Origin of the sequence: Natronocella acetinitrilica (assembly GCF_024170285.1) — a bacterium.
Lineage (GTDB): Bacteria > Pseudomonadota > Gammaproteobacteria > Nitrococcales > Aquisalimonadaceae > Natronocella > Natronocella acetinitrilica.
In genome coordinates, this window is sequence record NZ_JALJXV010000003.1 from 1 (window position 1) to 16,036 (window position 16,036).

Genomic DNA, 16,036 nt, shown 5'->3' on the forward strand with positions numbered 1-16,036 from the left:
TCTCGCTCCGTTCGAGTTACCCGCCACATAGGCGGCTGAGAGAATAATGCCGGTGTGCCAGGTGAAGGGCGCTTGGTTACCCGCCACATAGGCGGTTGAGAGAGTGCCAAATCCTCCTGCATAAAACATAAATGCTAAATTAATGTTGCCATGTGCGGCGCAGCGTGGTTTCATAACGGCATTGCAGTCACTGGCAAGAGGAGCCTTGATGCGTCTTCGATCAAAGCCCCATCGGGACATGATGGGCGAGATTCGCGCACTGGAGAGCGAGAAGCGCGCCCTGAGTTGTCTGGTCCTGCGCAATCACGACATCTTCAAGGTCCGGGTTTCTGCCTGCTACCCCACCATCACCAGCGACGAGGAATGCCGGGAATTCCTCACGCTCCTCATTTGCGGCTCACTGTTAGCAAAAAGCGAGGAGAAGGTGGAGCTGGGCAGCGCCTGGTTCACGGATCCGAAGAGCGCGGCAGAACTCATCAATCAGGCAGATGCACTGAAAGGCCTTGCCAACTGCGCAGGTGCGATCAGCAGCCACCCAGTCAAGACCCTGGATGCCAACGCAAAAACTCGGCTTGCTAGCACCAGCCCGACAACCACCGGGGCCCCGGTTGTCCATAGCGGGTGCCTGCCTGTCGACCGCCGCTGGATCTTCTCGGGCAGCGCGGCCGCACTGCGCGCCAAGGACTTCTGGCTCGCACTCTTCTCGATAAACGGGCAGCCCAGTTGCCTCTTCGAGGTCTTCGCGGGCCTCGCAACAACGGAAGCCGCCGACATGGCCCTGCGTGCGCTGCGCGACATCGGCGCGAGCGATGCGACCATCGAGGCCCTGAGCGCCGCCGCGCAAAGCGCGATTGCAGCGCCGCTGCCTGAGGCACCACTCGACAAGCAGCTCCTCCTTCTCAACGTCCAAGACGAGGAGCCAGCGCACGACTACTTTGCCGTCTCCCCGGTACCGTCAGCCGCCATGCAGGTGCAACTCGCCGCCGCCATCGCACAGTTCGCTGAGCACCACCCAGAGCGCTTCGTCCCCTGGGAGTCGGTCACCTTTGGAAGCAACAACCCGCAGAACATCTCCGATTTCAACGCGTCGACCAAGGGCAATAATCGCTTTCTGACCGCTGCCCTGCCGCGCATCCGCGGCGCTTCTATCGAGCGCCTGATCGCTCGTGCGGCGAGAGGCGGGGCGCTCTCGCGCATCGATCGCAGGCAGGCCAAGCGCCTTGCCTGGCAGACACTGCACCACGTGCAACACACCCATTACCAGGCCCTGGTCGAGGAAGTCCTGGTAGACACCTACAGGGACCTCCTTGCACTGCGCGATGCAATCGCCGAGGAGCGACTCGGCGCCGCAGAGATTGCGGCCATCGGCAATCTGCCACAGGGGTTCACTGCGGGTTTCCTCGCCGGAACCGTCAGCCATGACGCCGCCAGGGCCGAGGCGACAGCGCTTGCCAACACACTCCAGCTGCTCCTCACCAAGGGCAGCAGGGACAAGGCCGCGCGGGCACTCACCGACGAGCAGCTCAATCTCTTCCGCACCACCACCGCGCGCTTTCTCCGCGCCAACCAGGGGGCCTGATCATGGCAAGCTGCCATCTCGTCCTGCCCATGCAGGTGTACGGTGCGAATGTCATCGGCAACGGCTTCGTTGCCGGACTGCCCGGCATGAGTGCTGTCTACGGCTTTGCCCACGCCCTTGAGCGGGAGATCCGCGATCTCCTCGATGAGCAGGGCCGCAACACGGCACGCGCAGAGGTGATGAGTGTCACGCTCGCCATCGAGGAGCTCGAGCGCGATGCCGGTCATGCCCGACACGTGGTCTATACGGCCCAGGCCGCAGGCGCCGCCACCAAGGGTGCGCCCATCGTCGATGAACGCACGGCCCGCATCCGCCAGACACTGATCCTCGAGATCGAGTGCAACGACGAGGGCCGGGATGCGCTCGATCGGCTGCTGATCGGCGGCGAGCTCGCCGCGCTCCTCGGCAACCTGCGCTATGCAGGCGGCACCCTGACGGTCCGACCAAGGCGCATTCGCATCGAGGCGAGCCTGGCGGAGGCCCTGGCCCGCGTGCCCGCATCGGCCTTCCTGCTCGAGGACCGCTCCGAGCTCCTCGCCAAGCAGCAGCCCGGCGACCGCGACCGACTCGACACGCTACTTCGCCTTATCTCAAGGCCAAGACGCAAGCCCGCGGCCACCGAAGGTGAGCATGAGCAGGCGAGCGCAGCCGATCAGGACTATCTCGGGCTACTGCTGCCGCTTGCCGTTGGCTTCGTGCTGCTTGAGCACCCGCGGCACCGGCGCGGCGTGCGCGGTGGCTACCCCCACGCCTACGCAGAGCCCGTGATCGGGCTTGCCCGGGCACGCACCGCCGCATCGGTGCGCGCCGCACTGAGTGACCCAGAGAGGGGCAGTCCGGCCATCTCCTGGATGCCTGACCAGGACACCCCGAATTCCTACATCATCAAAGGAGGCGCACCGTGCCAAACCAATCCCTGACTCTCCCATCACTGCTGAGCTTCAAGCGCTCTATCCAGCCGACCATCGGCTATTTCTACGCCCGTGGCGGCGATGAGGCGGCGCTCGCGCCGGTACCGGTCATCCGCCAGCGCCTGCGGGCAACGCTCTCGAATTTCAGCGAGCGCGACCAGGCCGAGAAGGAGTCGGGGGACGCCAAGAGCGCCGGCCGCGCCAACCTCCAGACCATCGAGATGGCGATTCTACCGGGTGACTGCGCCGAGGTTGTGCTGCGATTCTCCGTCCAGTTCCTGGCAAACGCCATGCGCGCCTACTCCTGTAATGATGAGTCCGTGCTGGCAACGCTTGATCGCTTCTCGTCCGCCTACGCCGCCCGGGGTGGCTTCACCGAGCTCGCCCGGCGCTACTTCGCGAACCTCGCCACCGGGCGCTTCCTGTGGCGCAACGAGTCGGCGCAGGACAAGGCGATCACGCTGCGCATCGATGAGCTCAAGGCGACCTTTGCACCAGCACTCTACGACTACAGCCTCGAGCAGTTTGCCGAGCAGCAGGACGTGATCGAGCAGTTCGTCGCCCGGATCGCAGAGGCGCTCACCAACCGTCGCAAGCCCGCTGTCATGCATGTCGAGGCGGTCGGCTATCTCGGCGCCGGTGCCGAGGTCTTCCCCTCCCAGGAGTTTGGTGCCGAGGAGAAGGGCGAGAAGATTTCCCGGGTGCTCGCCGCGATAACGACCGCTGACGGGACTCGCCAGGCCATCTTCCACAGCCAGAAGATCGGCAACGCCATCCGCCGTATCGACACCTGGTATCGGGACGGTGCGGAGGACTATCCCCTGCCGGTCGAGCCCTTTGGCATTGACCAGACCTTCAGCCGCGCCTACCGCGTCGAGGGCAAGCCGAAGAACGACTTCTACACCCTGGTGGAGAACAACCTGACCGACTATATCGCAGCTCTCGAGGCGGGGAGTGACATCACCGGCGACATGCACTTCGTGGCCGCCTGCCTGGTGCGCGGTGGCGTCTACTCCGGGAAGAAGGGGGCGAAGTGATGGGCGAGCGGTTCTACCTCGATCTTGAGCCGCTGGTCCCGCTCTGTTCGGTCGAAGAGCTGCATCGCGGGGTGATCCAGCTGTTGCACGGAATGAACACCAACGCCCCCGCGCAGCGGCGCATCGCGCTTGCCTTCCCGGGCTGGCAGCACCACCCGGGTCACCCGCAGCACACCACCCTTGGGCGCACGCTACGCCTGGTGGGCGAGCGCCTCTCGCTGGTGCTCTTCTCCCGCCACCCCATCATCAGCCGGATGGAGGAGGGCGGGGAGCTTCGCGTCCTCCCGGTGCGCCCCGTCCCCGAGGACGCTGCCGAAGTCCGCTTCGTGCGGGACCGACGCAGGGAGTCCAGAATGCGGCGCTTCGGCAAGGAGGCGGCCGAGCTGCCCACCTACCCCTGGATCCGCTTTCAAAGCGAGAGCAACCGGCGGACTTTCTCGCTCAGCGTGCGCATGGAAGGGGCCGATCGAGCGGTGACGACGCAATACGGCACCTATGGGCTGAGCCTTGAGGGCAGCACCGTGCCGATGTTCTAGCGCGTGTTGTCCGCGGGCAGCGTCCTGCGGCTGGCTGCAAGGGAGACGTTGCTGGTCGCCTGTGTGCGGCAGCACGCCGAGTGATGACGCGCGGCGCCAGGGGGCGCCGACAGCAAGCGTTCCCGCCGCATGCGCGGGGACAGGTCCATACGGACGTCGGCGAGGCAGTCTGAGAGGCAGACGCATCAAGACACACTGGACATCATGCGGGGGCAGGTGTTAATTTAATTTAAATAAAAAAGGATACTTGCTATGAAAAAGACGCATCACCTCATCGGCGCACTCGTGCTGGCGCTGCTGGCAACACCGGTGCTATCGGCTGCGAGCGGGGGCTTTACGTTGCTCGTGCCCGTCAAGGGGCTCAAGCCCGCGGCAGCGGAAGCGCCAGGCCTGGTGCCGCAGGATTTCGGCCCGCCGCCAACCGGGTGCTCATCGCGGGGGGATGTGTGCGATGACGGCAGCATCTACGTCAGCTCACAGTTTGTTGCCGCAAGTGCCGCACACACGGTCTCGCGCGCCTGGTCGCCCACCCGGGACGGCGAGGGCGAACTCGGCACGGTGGGCAGCCTTGATGCTTCAAGGGAGAATCTTGCAGCGAAGATCGCCCATGGCGGCGACTTTCCTGCCGCCCTCTATTGCGCCACCCTGAGCGCACACGGCCATGGCGACTGGATGCTGCCAGGTAATGTGAGCGCGGTCCTGTTCGCACTCAGAGACCATGGGGCGCAGCGGTCCACGCTCTACTGGACATCCCATGAGCGCAGCGCGACGCAGGCCACACGGAGAGCGCTCTCCTCGACGGGCGGTGCAACCTCTGGCGGCGGCAGTGACAAAGCTACGGTGGCACTGGTCGCCTGTGTGCGGCAGTACGCCGAGTGATTCCGCTCGGCGCCTTTGGGGCGCCGACAACCCTGAAAAGACGAGAGTGATCAACCCATGAAACTGAAAATCAGGCTTGCGATCTTCGCCACGTTCGCACTTGCCTTCATCGTGGTAGTGTTCGCCCCCGGGGCCGAGCGGGCGGCGGAGAGTGCGGAGTACACGCTCAATTTCACCCAGACGATCGCGGTCACGCCCGATCGCGCCGAGGTGCGCGCGGCACTGGTCTCAAGGGGCAGTGACGCGGCGGCGATCCGCGCCGAGCTCGATCAGCGCGCGACAGCACTCAGCGAGGCGCTCGAGGCACTCGGCATCGAGCCTCGGCACATTGACATCGGCTCTCTGCAAAGCCACGCCCTGCACCGCATGGACCGTGGCGATCAGGCGCGCTTTGAGGCCCGTCGCGGCGTTCGCGTCACCGTGACCGAGCTCTCAGGACTGGGCGAGATCATCGCGGCGCTGAACAACGCCGGCGTGGAAGTGGTGAGCGGTATCAGCTACAGCGACAGCACCGGTGGCGAGGCCGTGTTGCTTGCCGCCCGCAACGAGGCGATCGCCCGCGCCCGCGCGCTCGCAGGCGATGGCCGCGCGCGGCTTGTATCAATCGATCTCGGCGAGCACGGCGCAAGCGCACCGCGCACCATGGCGCTGGCCGCCCAGGCCGAGAGCGCAACACCCCACTACGCGCCAGGCGAGCAGAGCCGATCGGCACAGGTCCGGGCCGTCTTCGAGATCACCCGCGCCGATCAGCCCTAGCGACCAACCTCTGGTGCCAGCCACAGGTCGCTGCCAGCCCCCGAACAGGGTGCGCGGGGACCCTGGGAGCGGCGGATCCACGTGGCCGCGCTAGTCCTGCTCATCCTCCTCATCCTCCTCATCCTCCTTATCCGAGGCGAGGCCGATGATCTGGAACGCGTCGTGCGGCCAGCGGTACTCGGCGAACTCCGCCTGGATCGCCGCCATGGCCCGCGTAAAGCGATACAGCCCCGCGACCGTGCCGCGGTTCGAGCCGCCCGGCGACAGCACGCCGGCGTAGGCGTCACGCAGCTCGATCGTCTCGATCGCCCGCTGGCAGGCAAGAACCGCCATCACAATGATCACCGCCGCCGTCGCGGGAGTGGATTGCTTGATCAGACGACGCACCAGCGCGGGCCGCTGCGCGGGCGTGCGCTTTAGCAGATCGGCAACAAACTCACTGTTGTCCGCCTCGAACCCCGCCAGATTCCGGGCAGCGTGGCGCCGCCAGAGACGGCGGACCTTGACGACGTCGAAATGCGCATCGAGCAGCGCTGCGAGATCGCACAGGTCCGCCTGCGCAAAACGCGCGTAAGACCCCATCGATCGCTCACTGGAATCCCTCGGCATAACCCCCTCTTCACCACCCGGTGCCCCAGCCCAGCCCACCGACTCTAGCGGATCGCCACCAGACCCACCAGCGGCGAAGCCGCGAGCAGACCGGAGCTGCTGGGGGCGGACTTGTTTGATCGTTGTTTGACGGACAGGGCGGGCGCCGGCCTGTGGCCGTCATTGATATGCCTTTTAAATAGACACCTACGGGCCACACTTAAACCAGAAGGTTATTTGATAGGCGACAGCGATCGACCCGGGTCAGCCGGCGAGCGCGAGCGCGTCCTCGCGCAGGCACGCAAGCGCCGCGGCCTCGGGCAGTGGGCGGCTGAAGTGAAAGCCCTGGAGCATCTCGCAGCCAAGCTCCCGCAGGTAGGCCGCCTGGGCCGCCGTCTCCACCCCCTCGGCGACGATGGCAAGCCCGAGATGGCGTGCCATGGCGACGATGGTGCGGGTGATGGCAATGTCGTCCCGGTCACCGGGCAGGCCACGCACGAACGAGCGGTCGATCTTCAGCTGATCGATGCGGAAGTGCTTCAAGTAGGAGAGCGAGCTGTAGCCGGTGCCAAAGTCATCGAGCGCGATGGGGAAGCCGCGGCGCTTCAGCCGGCGCACCTGGCTTGCGGCGAATTCCGGATCGCGCATCAGCGCGGTCTCGGTGATCTCAAGGGTCAGGCGCCGCGGCGCAATCCCGGCCGCCCGGGCCGACTCGGCGAGGCGCATGGCGATATCGGGCTGGAGGAGCTGGCGTGCGGAGAGATTGACCGAGACGCCAACCCGCGCCCCGCCCGCAGCGTCCCAGCGGCCCAGTGCGGCCGCCGCCTCGCGGAACACCCAGTCGCCGAGCTCGTTGATGACACCGGTCTCCTCGGCAATCGGGATGAACTCCGCCGGGGAGATCATGCCGTCGACGGGGTGATTCCAGCGCACCAGCGCCTCGAAGGCGCAGATCGAACCGGTGCGCGCATCAATCGCCGGCTGGAAGTGCAGGCAGAACTGCTGGTCGCGCAGCGCCAGGCGAAGCTCGGTGGCAAGGCGCAGGCGGCGCACGGCCTGCTCGTTGATCTCGCGGCTGAAGCGCTCAAGCCCGCCGCGCCCGCCGCGCTTCACCCGATTCATGGCGGAGTCGGCGTACTTGATGAGGTCCTGGGCGCTCGCCCCGTCAAGCGGCGCATGCACAAGCCCGAGGCTCGCCCGGCAGAAGACCTCGACGCCGTCGAGCATGAAGGGCGCATCGAAGACCGACTGGATCTCACGGGCGGCAGACTCGAGCGCATCACCATCCTCGGCCGCATCGATCAGCATGCAGAACTCATCCCCACCGAAGCGCGCCAGGCAGTCCCCACCGCGCAGGCGCCGGGCAATCCGCGCGCCGACGGCCTGGAGCAGCCGGTCGCCGATCTCGTGCCCCAGGGAGTCATTAATTGCGGAGAAATGATCAAGATCGAGCTGGATCACACCAAAGCCGCGCCGCCGCCCAGGCGCCTGCTCGGCCATCCGGGCAGCCAGGCGCATCTCAAATCCGGGTCGGTTCAAGAGCTCGGTGAGTGCATCATGGCTTGCCATGAACTCAAGGCGCTCGCGATAGGCCCGCGCGGTGACGTTATCGAGGATGCCGACCACGAGATAGCCGCCGGCGACCCGTGTCGCAGACACCCGCCGCTCGGCAAACACCCCGCTGCCCATCTCCACCAGCGCCTCACCGCTCCACTGTGCGAGGCCATCGTCGAGATAGTCCCAGAGCGAGCGCTGGGTGCCACGACCTGGCGGGTCCTCAAGCAGAATCGCCGGTAACCGCGCCGGCCCAGTCGCCTCGCGGCCACTGCGAAAGGCCGCATTGGCATAGACCACTTCCCGGGCCGGGCTCACTACCATGAACGCATCACTGGAGGCGGCAACCGCCGCGCCAATGAGCGCCTGGTGGAGTGAGCCCACGGCCGATTTTGCGTCGCGACGGACCCGTTGGGCGAGCACCAGGCGCGCAACGAGGCCCTGGAGTGCGCGAAGGGGGCCGGCAAGCAGCACGCTCCAGAGTGCGCCCAGGAAAAGCCAGTACCAGGGGCCGAGGGCAAGGTCAGGCAGCAGTCCCGCCGGCGCCATGCCAGCAACCGGCAGCACGGTGGCCGTGCAGGCGAGGAGGAGCAGGGCGCCAAGCGCACTTCGGTCTGACTTGAACATGGAATCTGACCAACCTGGATGGCCCGCAAGGGGCATTTTTTCAGAACTATATTAAATATCCGGTCAACCGTCAAATAGTATCTGTAAAATATAGTCAGCAGGCCACGCCGGCGCGGTGCAGGAATGCCTGGATGGCGGCCGTGCCGAGCTGCCCGGTGTGGCGGCAGACCTCCTCGCCATCGCGAAGCACGATCAGTGTTGGTACGGCGCGGACCTGGTGGCGCGCGGCGGCCTCCGGGTCCTCCTCGATATCAAAGCGGACATGGGAGAGGGCCAGGTCGGCGTCGGCCAGCACATCTGCGAGATCCCCTGCCATGGCAACCGCGGGCGCCGCCCAGGGCGCCCAGAACTCGATCAGGGTGGTTGTCGGGCGCGCAGCGGCGGCCTCACGGGTAGCACCCGGGCGGGTGCGCAGTGTTGATGTAAAGAACATGCAGTGCTCGATTTAATATAACAGCTTTATTATAATGGCTGAACAGCAGGCGCGCCAGCATTGATTGATGGCGGGGGCAGAGGTGGCGGGGTGATGGGCGTGACAGGCAAAACCGTGATGGGGCAGATTCGGCGCATGGCGCTAGCAACAGCGCTCCTTTTTGGCGGCGCGGGCAGTGTGCTCGCCGCGTGCCTGCCTTCGACGCCCGCCCTAGAGAGCATGCCAAGGGCCGCACTGCTGCTCCATCCCCCCGGGGAGGCGGTCGAGCCGATCGCGCTCGACGCGAGGCTTGCGATCACGGACACCCAGCGCATGGCCGGCATGCAGCGGCTTTGTCCCGAGGTCGTGCTCGAGAATCCCATGCTGTTCGTCTTCGAGCAGCCGATCGCGGCCGCCTTTCACATGCGGAACGTCCACGGCCCCCTGGTCATCGGCTTCATTGACGCCGACGGGATCATCTTCCAGGTCGAGCACATGCACCCGGGCGATGCACCTGTCCACGCACGCGCCCCGATTCTCTTTGCCCTTGAGATCCATCCCGCGCACCCCCTCGGCGCGCTGCGCCCGGGTCAGCGCATCGCGCTCGCCGACTGACGGTGGGTGCCGTGCAGCGGAAAAAATGGGGCGCCCTGGAGGGCGCCCCTGAAGTCCCGATAAATGATCAGGATGGAGGAGGTTCAAACAATGTCCAACGCCGCCAGATTACCCATGCACTGCACCTGGAGTTGTGCGCCGCTTCACGTCCATCACGGCTGTCCGTCACAGTTTTGACCGCCGACCATCGCGGCCACCACCATGCCATGCACCCGCAGGGGATCAGGCTATGCTTATTCACCGAACGAAGCGGGGTGCCGGCCCGCAGCCGGGACAAGACAGGAGAGCGCGGTGGGCGATAGACGCAAGGTGGATCTGAAGAGCCGAGTGCGGCAATTTCGCGGGCTCTCCGTGAGCACCTCGAACGGATGGGTATCCGTGGTGGCGGCTGTCACTGCCCGCGATGGGGTCCAGCAACATGACCGCGGCGCCTTCGCTGTCGCGACCTACGGGGAGGAGGAGGCGCTCCGTCTTGCGCTCCAGTTTCGCAATGACGCCTTCCGCTACCACGGGCTGCCGCAACGCTTTCTCATCCCCGAGCCGTTCAGCCTGCCGGCGCGCTGCCACACCGCGCGCTCGGGGTTTACTACCATCGCCCTTGAGTGCACGACACTGCCGTCGGGCTCCGTGCGCTACAACGCCGTGACCGAGGTGCCACGCCTCAGCGATGCGGGCGTGATTCAGATCTCGCGCAGCACCACGCAGGCGGCGCGTGCCACCGCGGCGATTCATGCGGCCGTGGTGCAGCGGGCTCTCTTCTCGAACGCCTTCAATGCCTGCCTCGAGGCCTTCACACCCGAGGCGCAGGCGCACGTGCACAGCCTGGCAGAGCGCGAGGCGGAAGATCTGCGACCGCGGCTCTATACGCCGAGACTCCTGCCACTGTGGCAGCGCCAGGCACAAGCCTATCTCGCGCAATGCGAGGATGCGGAGTACGAAGCACTCACCGCACTCGAGCACCGAAAGCCATTGCGCCAGCCATTTCGTGAGCATGAGCGCAGAGGCCAGGGAACCACCCGGGTCAAGCGGCCGTGGCATGTCGTTTAAAACAGTGCAACCAAAGCGGCCCTGAGAGCCACTTTCGTGCTGATAAGTAAACCCGCTGTCCGGACCCGACCATGGATCTCTGACTTATGACATTCACCCAAACGTCAAGATACCCCCATTTGGGGGGTGCACGACTGCCATAGCCGTGCTTTAGTGAGTAGAGCCAGCAATGGATCATAAAAGCAGGGGAGCCGCCATGAACGGTCTGCCGAATCGCTGCTCGCACCTCGTCCTATCGGCTGCACTGGGTCTCGGACTGGCCGGACCGGCCCATGCAGGGCTTATTTTTGACAACACCGGCGGGGCGGAGACGTTCGACCGGGCAGAGACGGCGCTCGTGAGTATTCTTGGAGCACACAACCAGACCTGGGGAGGCTCCCTGTTTACCGCAAGCGAAAGCGGGTACCTGGACCGCCTCGAGATTCCCCTACAGATCGCAACACCAGCCTACACCTCGCTTGAGCATACGTTCCGCCTATACAGCGGCACGACCTCAGCACTCGGGGATCTTCTCGAGGTGTTCGAGTTCGATGTCACCCAGCCGTCCGGGCAACCGGCGAGCCTGACCAATGTCACTGCCAGCGGCAACACGCTGCTCGAGGAGGGCACCACCTATTGGCTGATCGGGACCGCTGGCTTGTCGCTCGACGACTTCAGGGCGGCTTCATACTGGTTCCGCACCACTGATCTCGGCGGACGGTATCAAGCGACCGACGACAATCCAGACGGCCACATTTCCACGTCCTGGCAACACATGTATCGGGTCTACGTCACCGACACACCGAGCGTCGCCGTCCCCGAGCCGGGAACGCTCGGTCTTGTCGGCGCCGGCATTCTCCTGATGCTGGGGCTGCGCAGGCGCCAGACCAGGCACCGCAGAATCTCGCGGTAACATTATTGATCCGGCTGCGTGCAGGGGCGTTGGAGCGGTGCCCCAGGAGAGCAGTATCCCGGCGTCAGTCGGCAGGGATGTATCGGGAGTGGGTACCCCATGGGCAGATCCATGACTTTTGACATTATTACCATAATGTCGATTATTGGAGGGGTCTCACAGCGTCGTACCGCCGCCCGAGAAGCTGGCTCTGGTAAAATAGAACAATAATAAAGCGCCCAAACCGGGCCACAGGGACTATGACCCACCGCCATGCGACGGCCGCGCTACCTTGTCCACTTCACCCGCCCCGAGCACCGCGACGCGATTACCGCACGCGGCCTTGAGCAAAAGCGCGCCGGGAGCGAGTCCGGCTGGCCGATGATCGCCCCTGCGGTCTATCTCGCCCGTGACTATGAGAGCGCACCGCTGCCAATCAGCTTGCCGCCACCGGACCGGGGGCTTGTCGCCGTGATCGTGGATCTCTCGCGACTCGACGCCAGGCGCCTTCGCGTCGACGACAGCCTGATCTGGGAGATCCTCCAGGAGGATCGCTTCTCGTGCGAAAGCGAGGTGCCCGACGCCATACCCGTCAACAAGGCCGAACTGGTCGCCGCGCTCGATGCGGCAGTGACGGAGGCCGAGGTCGCGGCCATCTGCGCGCCACTCACCTGGTGGTATCTCGGCGCACGCGATGGCGGCAGCATCGCTTATTGCGGCGACATCCCGACAGACGCTATCGCCGCCGTGCTGCCGGCGCCGGAGGCGTCCGGCTGGATTGCGCGCGCCACGCATGCCGAGGCCACACCATCCCCCTGAGGAGGCCCAGAACTTCGTCCTGGAATCCGCCCTGGGCGGTGCGGCGAGCCCGCTCGCTATTCGGCGACTAGCCGAAATGACTTCGGAACACGCGCACCGACTATGTTGCCGATAATGATGCGCCCTCCCGAGCGCCACCCGTACACCGGAGCCATGAAGTTGTCGATTGCCTCACAGCGATGGGGATCGGCATACGGTTGCGAGCCATGCGCAAGCGTGCAGGACATTTCGTTCATGTCGAGGATATCCAGGCCGCGCAGGCCGCTGGCACTCGCCGGCATCCGGGAAACCGGCAGCGTTTCCTCCAGCCGGTCCGTCGGGCGATCAAGAACGCTGAGGTAGATGTCATCGATCCGCTCCGGATCGTCGTAGCGCGCCGCGTACTCAAGCTCGGCCATGGTGGGCAGGCGAAAGCGCTGGCCGGTTTGCTCGCTCAACCAGCGGGCGTACGCGTCCGCTTCCGTGAAGCGCCGCACCAGGACCGGCCGATCGCCACGACCCCAGCCATGAAAATCCGGCATCTCGGAGACACCGTCGACGAAGCGCGCCCGCTGGTTGAACTCATCAAATGTCACCGGTGCCGCCATGATGCGGAAGTCAGAGAGGGTAACCTCAACGTAGTCATCCGGGGCCCGTCGCCCATCGGAGGTATCGTACCCAGGCCGGCCAAGACGCATGGTCCCGCCCGGAATCGTCAGGAGCTCCGGCGCGCTGACCGCCCTGCTCGCCGATGCAACCCGCTGGCGCTCGCCGGGGGGTGCCTCGACCTCCCCCATCGTCCGCTCTGAGGGCTCTGGCTGCTGCCCAGGCGCTGGCACCGGCGCCTCCGCCTGGTAGGTGCGCAGCATGATACTGGCCGCGCCGGCCTGCGGGCTCTCTGCATAGCCCTCCAGAAAGGCCTCGGCGGCCTGGCGCTGCGCCTCACCCCGGGGGAGGCTCTGGACATACTCCCAGGCGATCGCAGCGCTGCTTTGCGCGCGCTCCTCTGCCGAGGCGGGCGCTGTCGACGCAAGCGCGCCGCCGACAAGCAGGCAGGCGGTCAGCAGGAAGGCTCGGGCGGTGCGTGCGCGCATCAATGGCTCCTCCAGTATCAGTACGCCCGGTATAGCACGCAAGGGCGCTGGCGCCATCCCCCAAAATGGGGGTAATCGGCTCAGAAAGCAGCCTGCCGTGAGCCGAATACGTCCGCTAATCGGCTCATGGGCATCGGGCTCGCCAGGGGCAGGCAGCGACCGACGATCGATGGGCTACGGCGCAATGCGCACATGCGAGCCGGCCAAGTGGCTGTACGGATTGACCAGGTCGCGCAGCCGGATCTCGCCGTCGTGCACCTGCATGAAGCGCGGCTATTTCTGCCCCAGGCTCATGACGCCCGCAGAGAGCATCTGCTGGATCTCCTGTCCGGAATACTCGCTCCGCGTCTTCATCACATGTTCGGCGAAATCAAATCCGATGGTGCCGGCAGCGAGACGCTGATTAAGAGGATAATAAATCGCCGAAACCGGGCCACAGAGGCTGGAACCCGATGAAGCCGGGATTACGCGGCGTCAGCTGCTCATCGATGATTTGATTGGCCTGCATGGACTGCTCCGGGTCGTCCTGAGTCAGATAGCGCACCAGAACATTGGTATCAAGGCCAATCACTGTCCCGCCTTCTTCCGAATGGCTGCATCCATTTCCTCGACACTCACGACTCGCCTCGCTGCAACAATACCCCGCAGTCGACTGACGTCCTTAACAGCTGCGACGACCTCCCAATGGCCTTCAGACATCTTCACAAACTCTACGCGATCACCTGGACCAACCTTTAACTCAGACCGCACGCTGGCGGGAATTGTTATTTGACCTTTACTCGTTACCGTCGCTGTGGCCATGCCTCGCCTTACCTCCAATAATATTCCTTACATAATGTAAGGTAGCACAAGGGCAAAAAATAGCGCCTGGACCGGATCTTCCCATGACGCGTTGCCCCGGCGAGGACGAGTCCCAAACGCGAGTCATCCCCGCCGGGGAGCCGGCTCGCGGGCCCGACTCAACTCGCACGGGTGTCGAGATGGGCGGGCATGGAGCCAACCACAACCTCCTCCGAGACCGCATCCCAGAAGTAGTAGAGGCGAAAGCACAGGCGATCATCCTTGGTCGAGCCCTTCTTGAGGTGGCGATCGAGCACGCACTTGCGGCCCTCGTACGTCACGGTGTACTGCTCCGCAAACTCACCCATGGAGGGCCCGGTAAAGGCGCTCTGCTCGACCAGCCCGAGCTCCCGACAGGCCGCCTCGAAGGCGTCCTTGCGCTCGCCACCGCCTTCCCGACGCATCGGCACGTAGTGCTCCTTCAGGAGCAGCAGCGCCTGGTAGTGCAGCGCCACATCCCCATACCGCGACTTCTTGACCCCGTGGAGCGCCCGGGGCAGGACCTCCACGGCACCGGCCAGATGACGCCGGCACCACTCGGGGAAGTCCTCAAGGGTCTGCGGGATCGGCGTGTCGGCCACCGCCTCCCCGGCTGCGGAGGCGCGCTCAAGGGCAATGATACGCTCGCGCAGCGCGTGATTCTTGGCAGTCAGGCGACCGACTTCCTCGCTCGCCGCATCGCGCTCGCGCTCCGCCTCTACCAGCAGCAGCGTCAGCGCATCCACCTCCTCGTTCCGGGCGCTTTGCAGCGCCTCGATCTCCGCCTCCGCCAGTGCGAGGAGCTCGGCGTCGGGCGCAGCTGCCTGCTTGGAGGCGGCACGCTCGGCCTCCCTGACGTAGGCACGGACCCGCGCAAAAGACGGCACCCGCCGCTCGGAGTCCGGCGCGGACACCGAGCCGCGCAGGTGCAGATCGATCAGAAAGCGCTCGTAGGTGCCCGCTCCCCCATCGGGCCACTGCTCGATGCGGTGCGGCAGCGCGAGCGGATGGCGCAGGGGGTCGTCGTTTTCGCGATCAAAACCAGGGCGGTAGGTTCTCACCGCCTGGCGAAACACCGACAGCGGCTTGCCAAGCGCATCACTCAGGCGGAACGAGGCGCTTGCGGTGATGACCGCCACATGCGCCACCCCCGCCAGCCCGCGGCAGAGGGCGTCGGCCGAGCAGGCGGTCTTCGCTGGATCCTCCGAGCCCTCCGGCAGGGCGAGGACGATCACCGGCGCGACACGCCCGGGGGCCTCGATCAGCCGCACCAGGCGCTCGACAGCGGCGGGCTCGGCGACCACCCAGGGGGAGAGTGAAGCGGGGAGCCCGTCGATCTCGACCGGGAAGGCATCGATCAACGCTTTCACGAAGCCGGGGATTGATCGGGCGAACGGGGCATCAACACCGTGTGAGACACAGTGCAGGCGGCAGCCAAGCAGCACAGCGTCATCCACAACCGCCATGCTGACCTCGGTGATCCAGCGGCGATTGGCGATCGACTTGTCGACATCATCGATTCGCGCTGCCCAGAAGCCGTTGTCAGGCAACGCGACGGTCTCCGTGCGCTGTGCGGCGATGTGATCAAGCGTGAATGCCTCGCCCTCCCAGGCGCGCGCCGGGAGAGTCGCGCCGGCTCGCCGCTCGATCCAGTGCAGAAGACAGCCGCGAACCGCCGTCAGCAGATCACCGCAACCATGACCGGGGATACGCAGCGCCACCTGGCTGACCGGCTGGGCGCTCGGCCTCCCCTGGCGCAGCCGCGCTGCAACAGGCCCCATCGCGTCGCGAAAACTCCCCATACGCCACACCCCGTGTCATCGCATTACAACGGCACTCCGGCGACAGAGAATAGCGCCCCTGAGCGCGCAGGCAAGCCCGCGCCACGAAGGGGATGCCGCCTTTCGGAGTGC

Annotated in this window: 17 protein-coding genes; 10 read left to right on the top strand and 7 right to left on the bottom strand. The window is 65.5% G+C overall.

Going from position 1 to position 16,036, the window contains the following annotated elements:
* Positions 1–208 precede the first annotated feature (208 nt).
* The 6 genes from J2T57_RS05940 to J2T57_RS05965 all read left to right on the top strand — a co-directional run bounded on the left by J2T57_RS05940 (position 209) and on the right by J2T57_RS05965 (position 5,698).
* The gene (locus J2T57_RS05940; protein ID WP_253475744.1) at positions 209–1,579 is read left to right on the top strand and encodes a hypothetical protein; all 1,371 of its coding nucleotides are present in this window, start codon (positions 209–211) and stop codon (positions 1,577–1,579) included.
* A 2-nt stretch (positions 1,580–1,581) separates the two neighbouring features.
* Positions 1,582–2,499: a type I-F CRISPR-associated protein Csy2 gene (locus tag J2T57_RS05945; protein WP_253475747.1), complete on the top strand. Its 918-nt coding sequence runs from the start codon at positions 1,582–1,584 to the stop codon at positions 2,497–2,499.
* Entirely contained in the window at positions 2,481–3,527 is a 1,047-nt protein-coding gene (gene csy3, locus J2T57_RS05950) for a type I-F CRISPR-associated protein Csy3 (protein ID WP_253475750.1), read from the top strand. Before J2T57_RS05945 ends, csy3 begins: the two co-directional genes overlap by 19 nt.
* Positions 3,527–4,063 (top strand): type I-F CRISPR-associated endoribonuclease Cas6/Csy4, encoded by a 537-nt coding sequence (gene cas6f / locus J2T57_RS05955; RefSeq protein ID WP_253475753.1) that lies wholly within the window; start codon positions 3,527–3,529, stop codon positions 4,061–4,063. The genes csy3 and cas6f overlap by 1 nt, the downstream gene beginning before the upstream one ends.
* Positions 4,064–4,315: 252 nt before the next feature.
* The gene (locus J2T57_RS05960; protein ID WP_253475756.1) at positions 4,316–4,942 is read left to right on the top strand and encodes a hypothetical protein; all 627 of its coding nucleotides are present in this window, start codon (positions 4,316–4,318) and stop codon (positions 4,940–4,942) included.
* A gap of 57 nt (positions 4,943–4,999) precedes the next feature.
* Positions 5,000–5,698: an SIMPL domain-containing protein gene (locus J2T57_RS05965; RefSeq protein ID WP_253475759.1), complete on the top strand. Its 699-nt coding sequence runs from the start codon at positions 5,000–5,002 to the stop codon at positions 5,696–5,698.
* A gap of 90 nt (positions 5,699–5,788) precedes the next feature.
* On the opposite strand, the gene J2T57_RS05970 is transcribed toward J2T57_RS05965, so the two are convergent.
* From J2T57_RS05970 to J2T57_RS05980, 3 genes are all read right to left on the bottom strand, one after another.
* Positions 5,789–6,280: a hypothetical protein gene (locus J2T57_RS05970; protein WP_253475762.1), complete on the bottom strand. Its 492-nt coding sequence runs from the start codon at positions 6,278–6,280 to the stop codon at positions 5,789–5,791.
* Between the two features lie 270 nt (positions 6,281–6,550).
* Complete coding sequence (locus J2T57_RS05975; protein ID WP_253475765.1) at positions 6,551–8,467, bottom strand: putative bifunctional diguanylate cyclase/phosphodiesterase; 1,917 nt, start codon at positions 8,465–8,467, stop codon at positions 6,551–6,553.
* Positions 8,468–8,561: 94 nt separating this feature from the next.
* A complete protein-coding gene (locus tag J2T57_RS05980; RefSeq protein WP_253475768.1) occupies positions 8,562–8,900 on the bottom strand; it encodes a thioredoxin family protein in 339 nt (112 codons plus the stop codon).
* Positions 8,901–8,993: 93 nt separating this feature from the next.
* Between J2T57_RS05980 and J2T57_RS05985 the strand changes: the two genes are divergently transcribed.
* The 4 genes from J2T57_RS05985 (at position 8,994) to J2T57_RS06000 (ending at position 12,231) form a co-directional block, all read left to right on the top strand.
* Complete coding sequence (locus J2T57_RS05985) at positions 8,994–9,494, top strand: DUF192 domain-containing protein (protein WP_253475771.1); 501 nt, start codon at positions 8,994–8,996, stop codon at positions 9,492–9,494.
* A 291-nt stretch (positions 9,495–9,785) separates the two neighbouring features.
* Complete coding sequence (locus J2T57_RS05990; protein WP_253475774.1) at positions 9,786–10,541, top strand: hypothetical protein; 756 nt, start codon at positions 9,786–9,788, stop codon at positions 10,539–10,541.
* Positions 10,542–10,737: 196 nt separating this feature from the next.
* Positions 10,738–11,433 (top strand): PEP-CTERM sorting domain-containing protein, encoded by a 696-nt coding sequence (locus J2T57_RS05995; RefSeq protein ID WP_253475777.1) that lies wholly within the window; start codon positions 10,738–10,740, stop codon positions 11,431–11,433.
* 252 nt (positions 11,434–11,685) lie between these two features.
* The gene (locus tag J2T57_RS06000; protein ID WP_253475780.1) at positions 11,686–12,231 is read left to right on the top strand and encodes a hypothetical protein; all 546 of its coding nucleotides are present in this window, start codon (positions 11,686–11,688) and stop codon (positions 12,229–12,231) included.
* Between the two features lie 56 nt (positions 12,232–12,287).
* Here J2T57_RS06000 and J2T57_RS06005 read toward each other — a convergent pair whose 3' ends face one another.
* The 4 genes from J2T57_RS06005 to J2T57_RS06015 all read right to left on the bottom strand — a co-directional run bounded on the left by J2T57_RS06005 (position 12,288) and on the right by J2T57_RS06015 (position 15,925).
* A complete protein-coding gene (locus tag J2T57_RS06005; RefSeq protein WP_253475782.1) occupies positions 12,288–13,304 on the bottom strand; it encodes a formylglycine-generating enzyme family protein in 1,017 nt (338 codons plus the stop codon).
* Positions 13,305–13,707: 403 nt separating this feature from the next.
* Positions 13,708–13,875, bottom strand: coding sequence for a PIN domain-containing protein (locus tag J2T57_RS06010; RefSeq protein WP_253475784.1), 168 nt, complete (start codon positions 13,873–13,875; stop codon positions 13,708–13,710).
* Entirely contained in the window at positions 13,872–14,105 is a 234-nt protein-coding gene (locus J2T57_RS22375; protein WP_366519076.1) for an AbrB/MazE/SpoVT family DNA-binding domain-containing protein, read from the bottom strand. The genes J2T57_RS06010 and J2T57_RS22375 overlap by 4 nt, the downstream gene beginning before the upstream one ends.
* A gap of 158 nt (positions 14,106–14,263) precedes the next feature.
* Positions 14,264–15,925 carry a hypothetical protein gene (locus J2T57_RS06015; RefSeq protein ID WP_253475786.1) on the bottom strand — a complete coding sequence of 554 codons (1,662 nt, stop codon included), beginning with the start codon at positions 15,923–15,925 and terminating at the stop codon, positions 14,264–14,266.
* Positions 15,926–16,036 lie beyond the last annotated feature (111 nt).

Bases quoted from the DNA above. Each gene is read 5' to 3' on its own strand.
- J2T57_RS05940 (WP_253475744.1), top strand. From the start codon at position 209: ATGCGTCTTCGATCAAAGCCCCATCGGGACATGATGGGCGAGATTCGC.
- J2T57_RS05945 (WP_253475747.1), top strand. From the start codon at position 1,582: ATGGCAAGCTGCCATCTCGTCCTGCCCATGCAGGTGTACGGTGCGAAT.
- cas6f (WP_253475753.1), top strand. From the start codon at position 3,527: ATGGGCGAGCGGTTCTACCTCGATCTTGAGCCGCTGGTCCCGCTCTGT.
- J2T57_RS05960 (WP_253475756.1), top strand. From the start codon at position 4,316: ATGAAAAAGACGCATCACCTCATCGGCGCACTCGTGCTGGCGCTGCTG.
- J2T57_RS05965 (WP_253475759.1), top strand. From the start codon at position 5,000: ATGAAACTGAAAATCAGGCTTGCGATCTTCGCCACGTTCGCACTTGCC.
- J2T57_RS05970 (WP_253475762.1), bottom strand. From the start codon at position 6,280: ATGGGGTCTTACGCGCGTTTTGCGCAGGCGGACCTGTGCGATCTCGCA.
- J2T57_RS05975 (WP_253475765.1), bottom strand. From the start codon at position 8,467: ATGTTCAAGTCAGACCGAAGTGCGCTTGGCGCCCTGCTCCTCCTCGCC.
- J2T57_RS05980 (WP_253475768.1), bottom strand. From the start codon at position 8,900: ATGTTCTTTACATCAACACTGCGCACCCGCCCGGGTGCTACCCGTGAG.
- J2T57_RS05985 (WP_253475771.1), top strand. From the start codon at position 8,994: ATGGGCGTGACAGGCAAAACCGTGATGGGGCAGATTCGGCGCATGGCG.
- J2T57_RS05995 (WP_253475777.1), top strand. From the start codon at position 10,738: ATGAACGGTCTGCCGAATCGCTGCTCGCACCTCGTCCTATCGGCTGCA.
- J2T57_RS06000 (WP_253475780.1), top strand. From the start codon at position 11,686: ATGCGACGGCCGCGCTACCTTGTCCACTTCACCCGCCCCGAGCACCGC.
- J2T57_RS06005 (WP_253475782.1), bottom strand. From the start codon at position 13,304: ATGCGCGCACGCACCGCCCGAGCCTTCCTGCTGACCGCCTGCCTGCTT.
- J2T57_RS22375 (WP_366519076.1), bottom strand. From the start codon at position 14,105: ATGGCCACAGCGACGGTAACGAGTAAAGGTCAAATAACAATTCCCGCC.
- J2T57_RS06015 (WP_253475786.1), bottom strand. From the start codon at position 15,925: ATGGGGAGTTTTCGCGACGCGATGGGGCCTGTTGCAGCGCGGCTGCGC.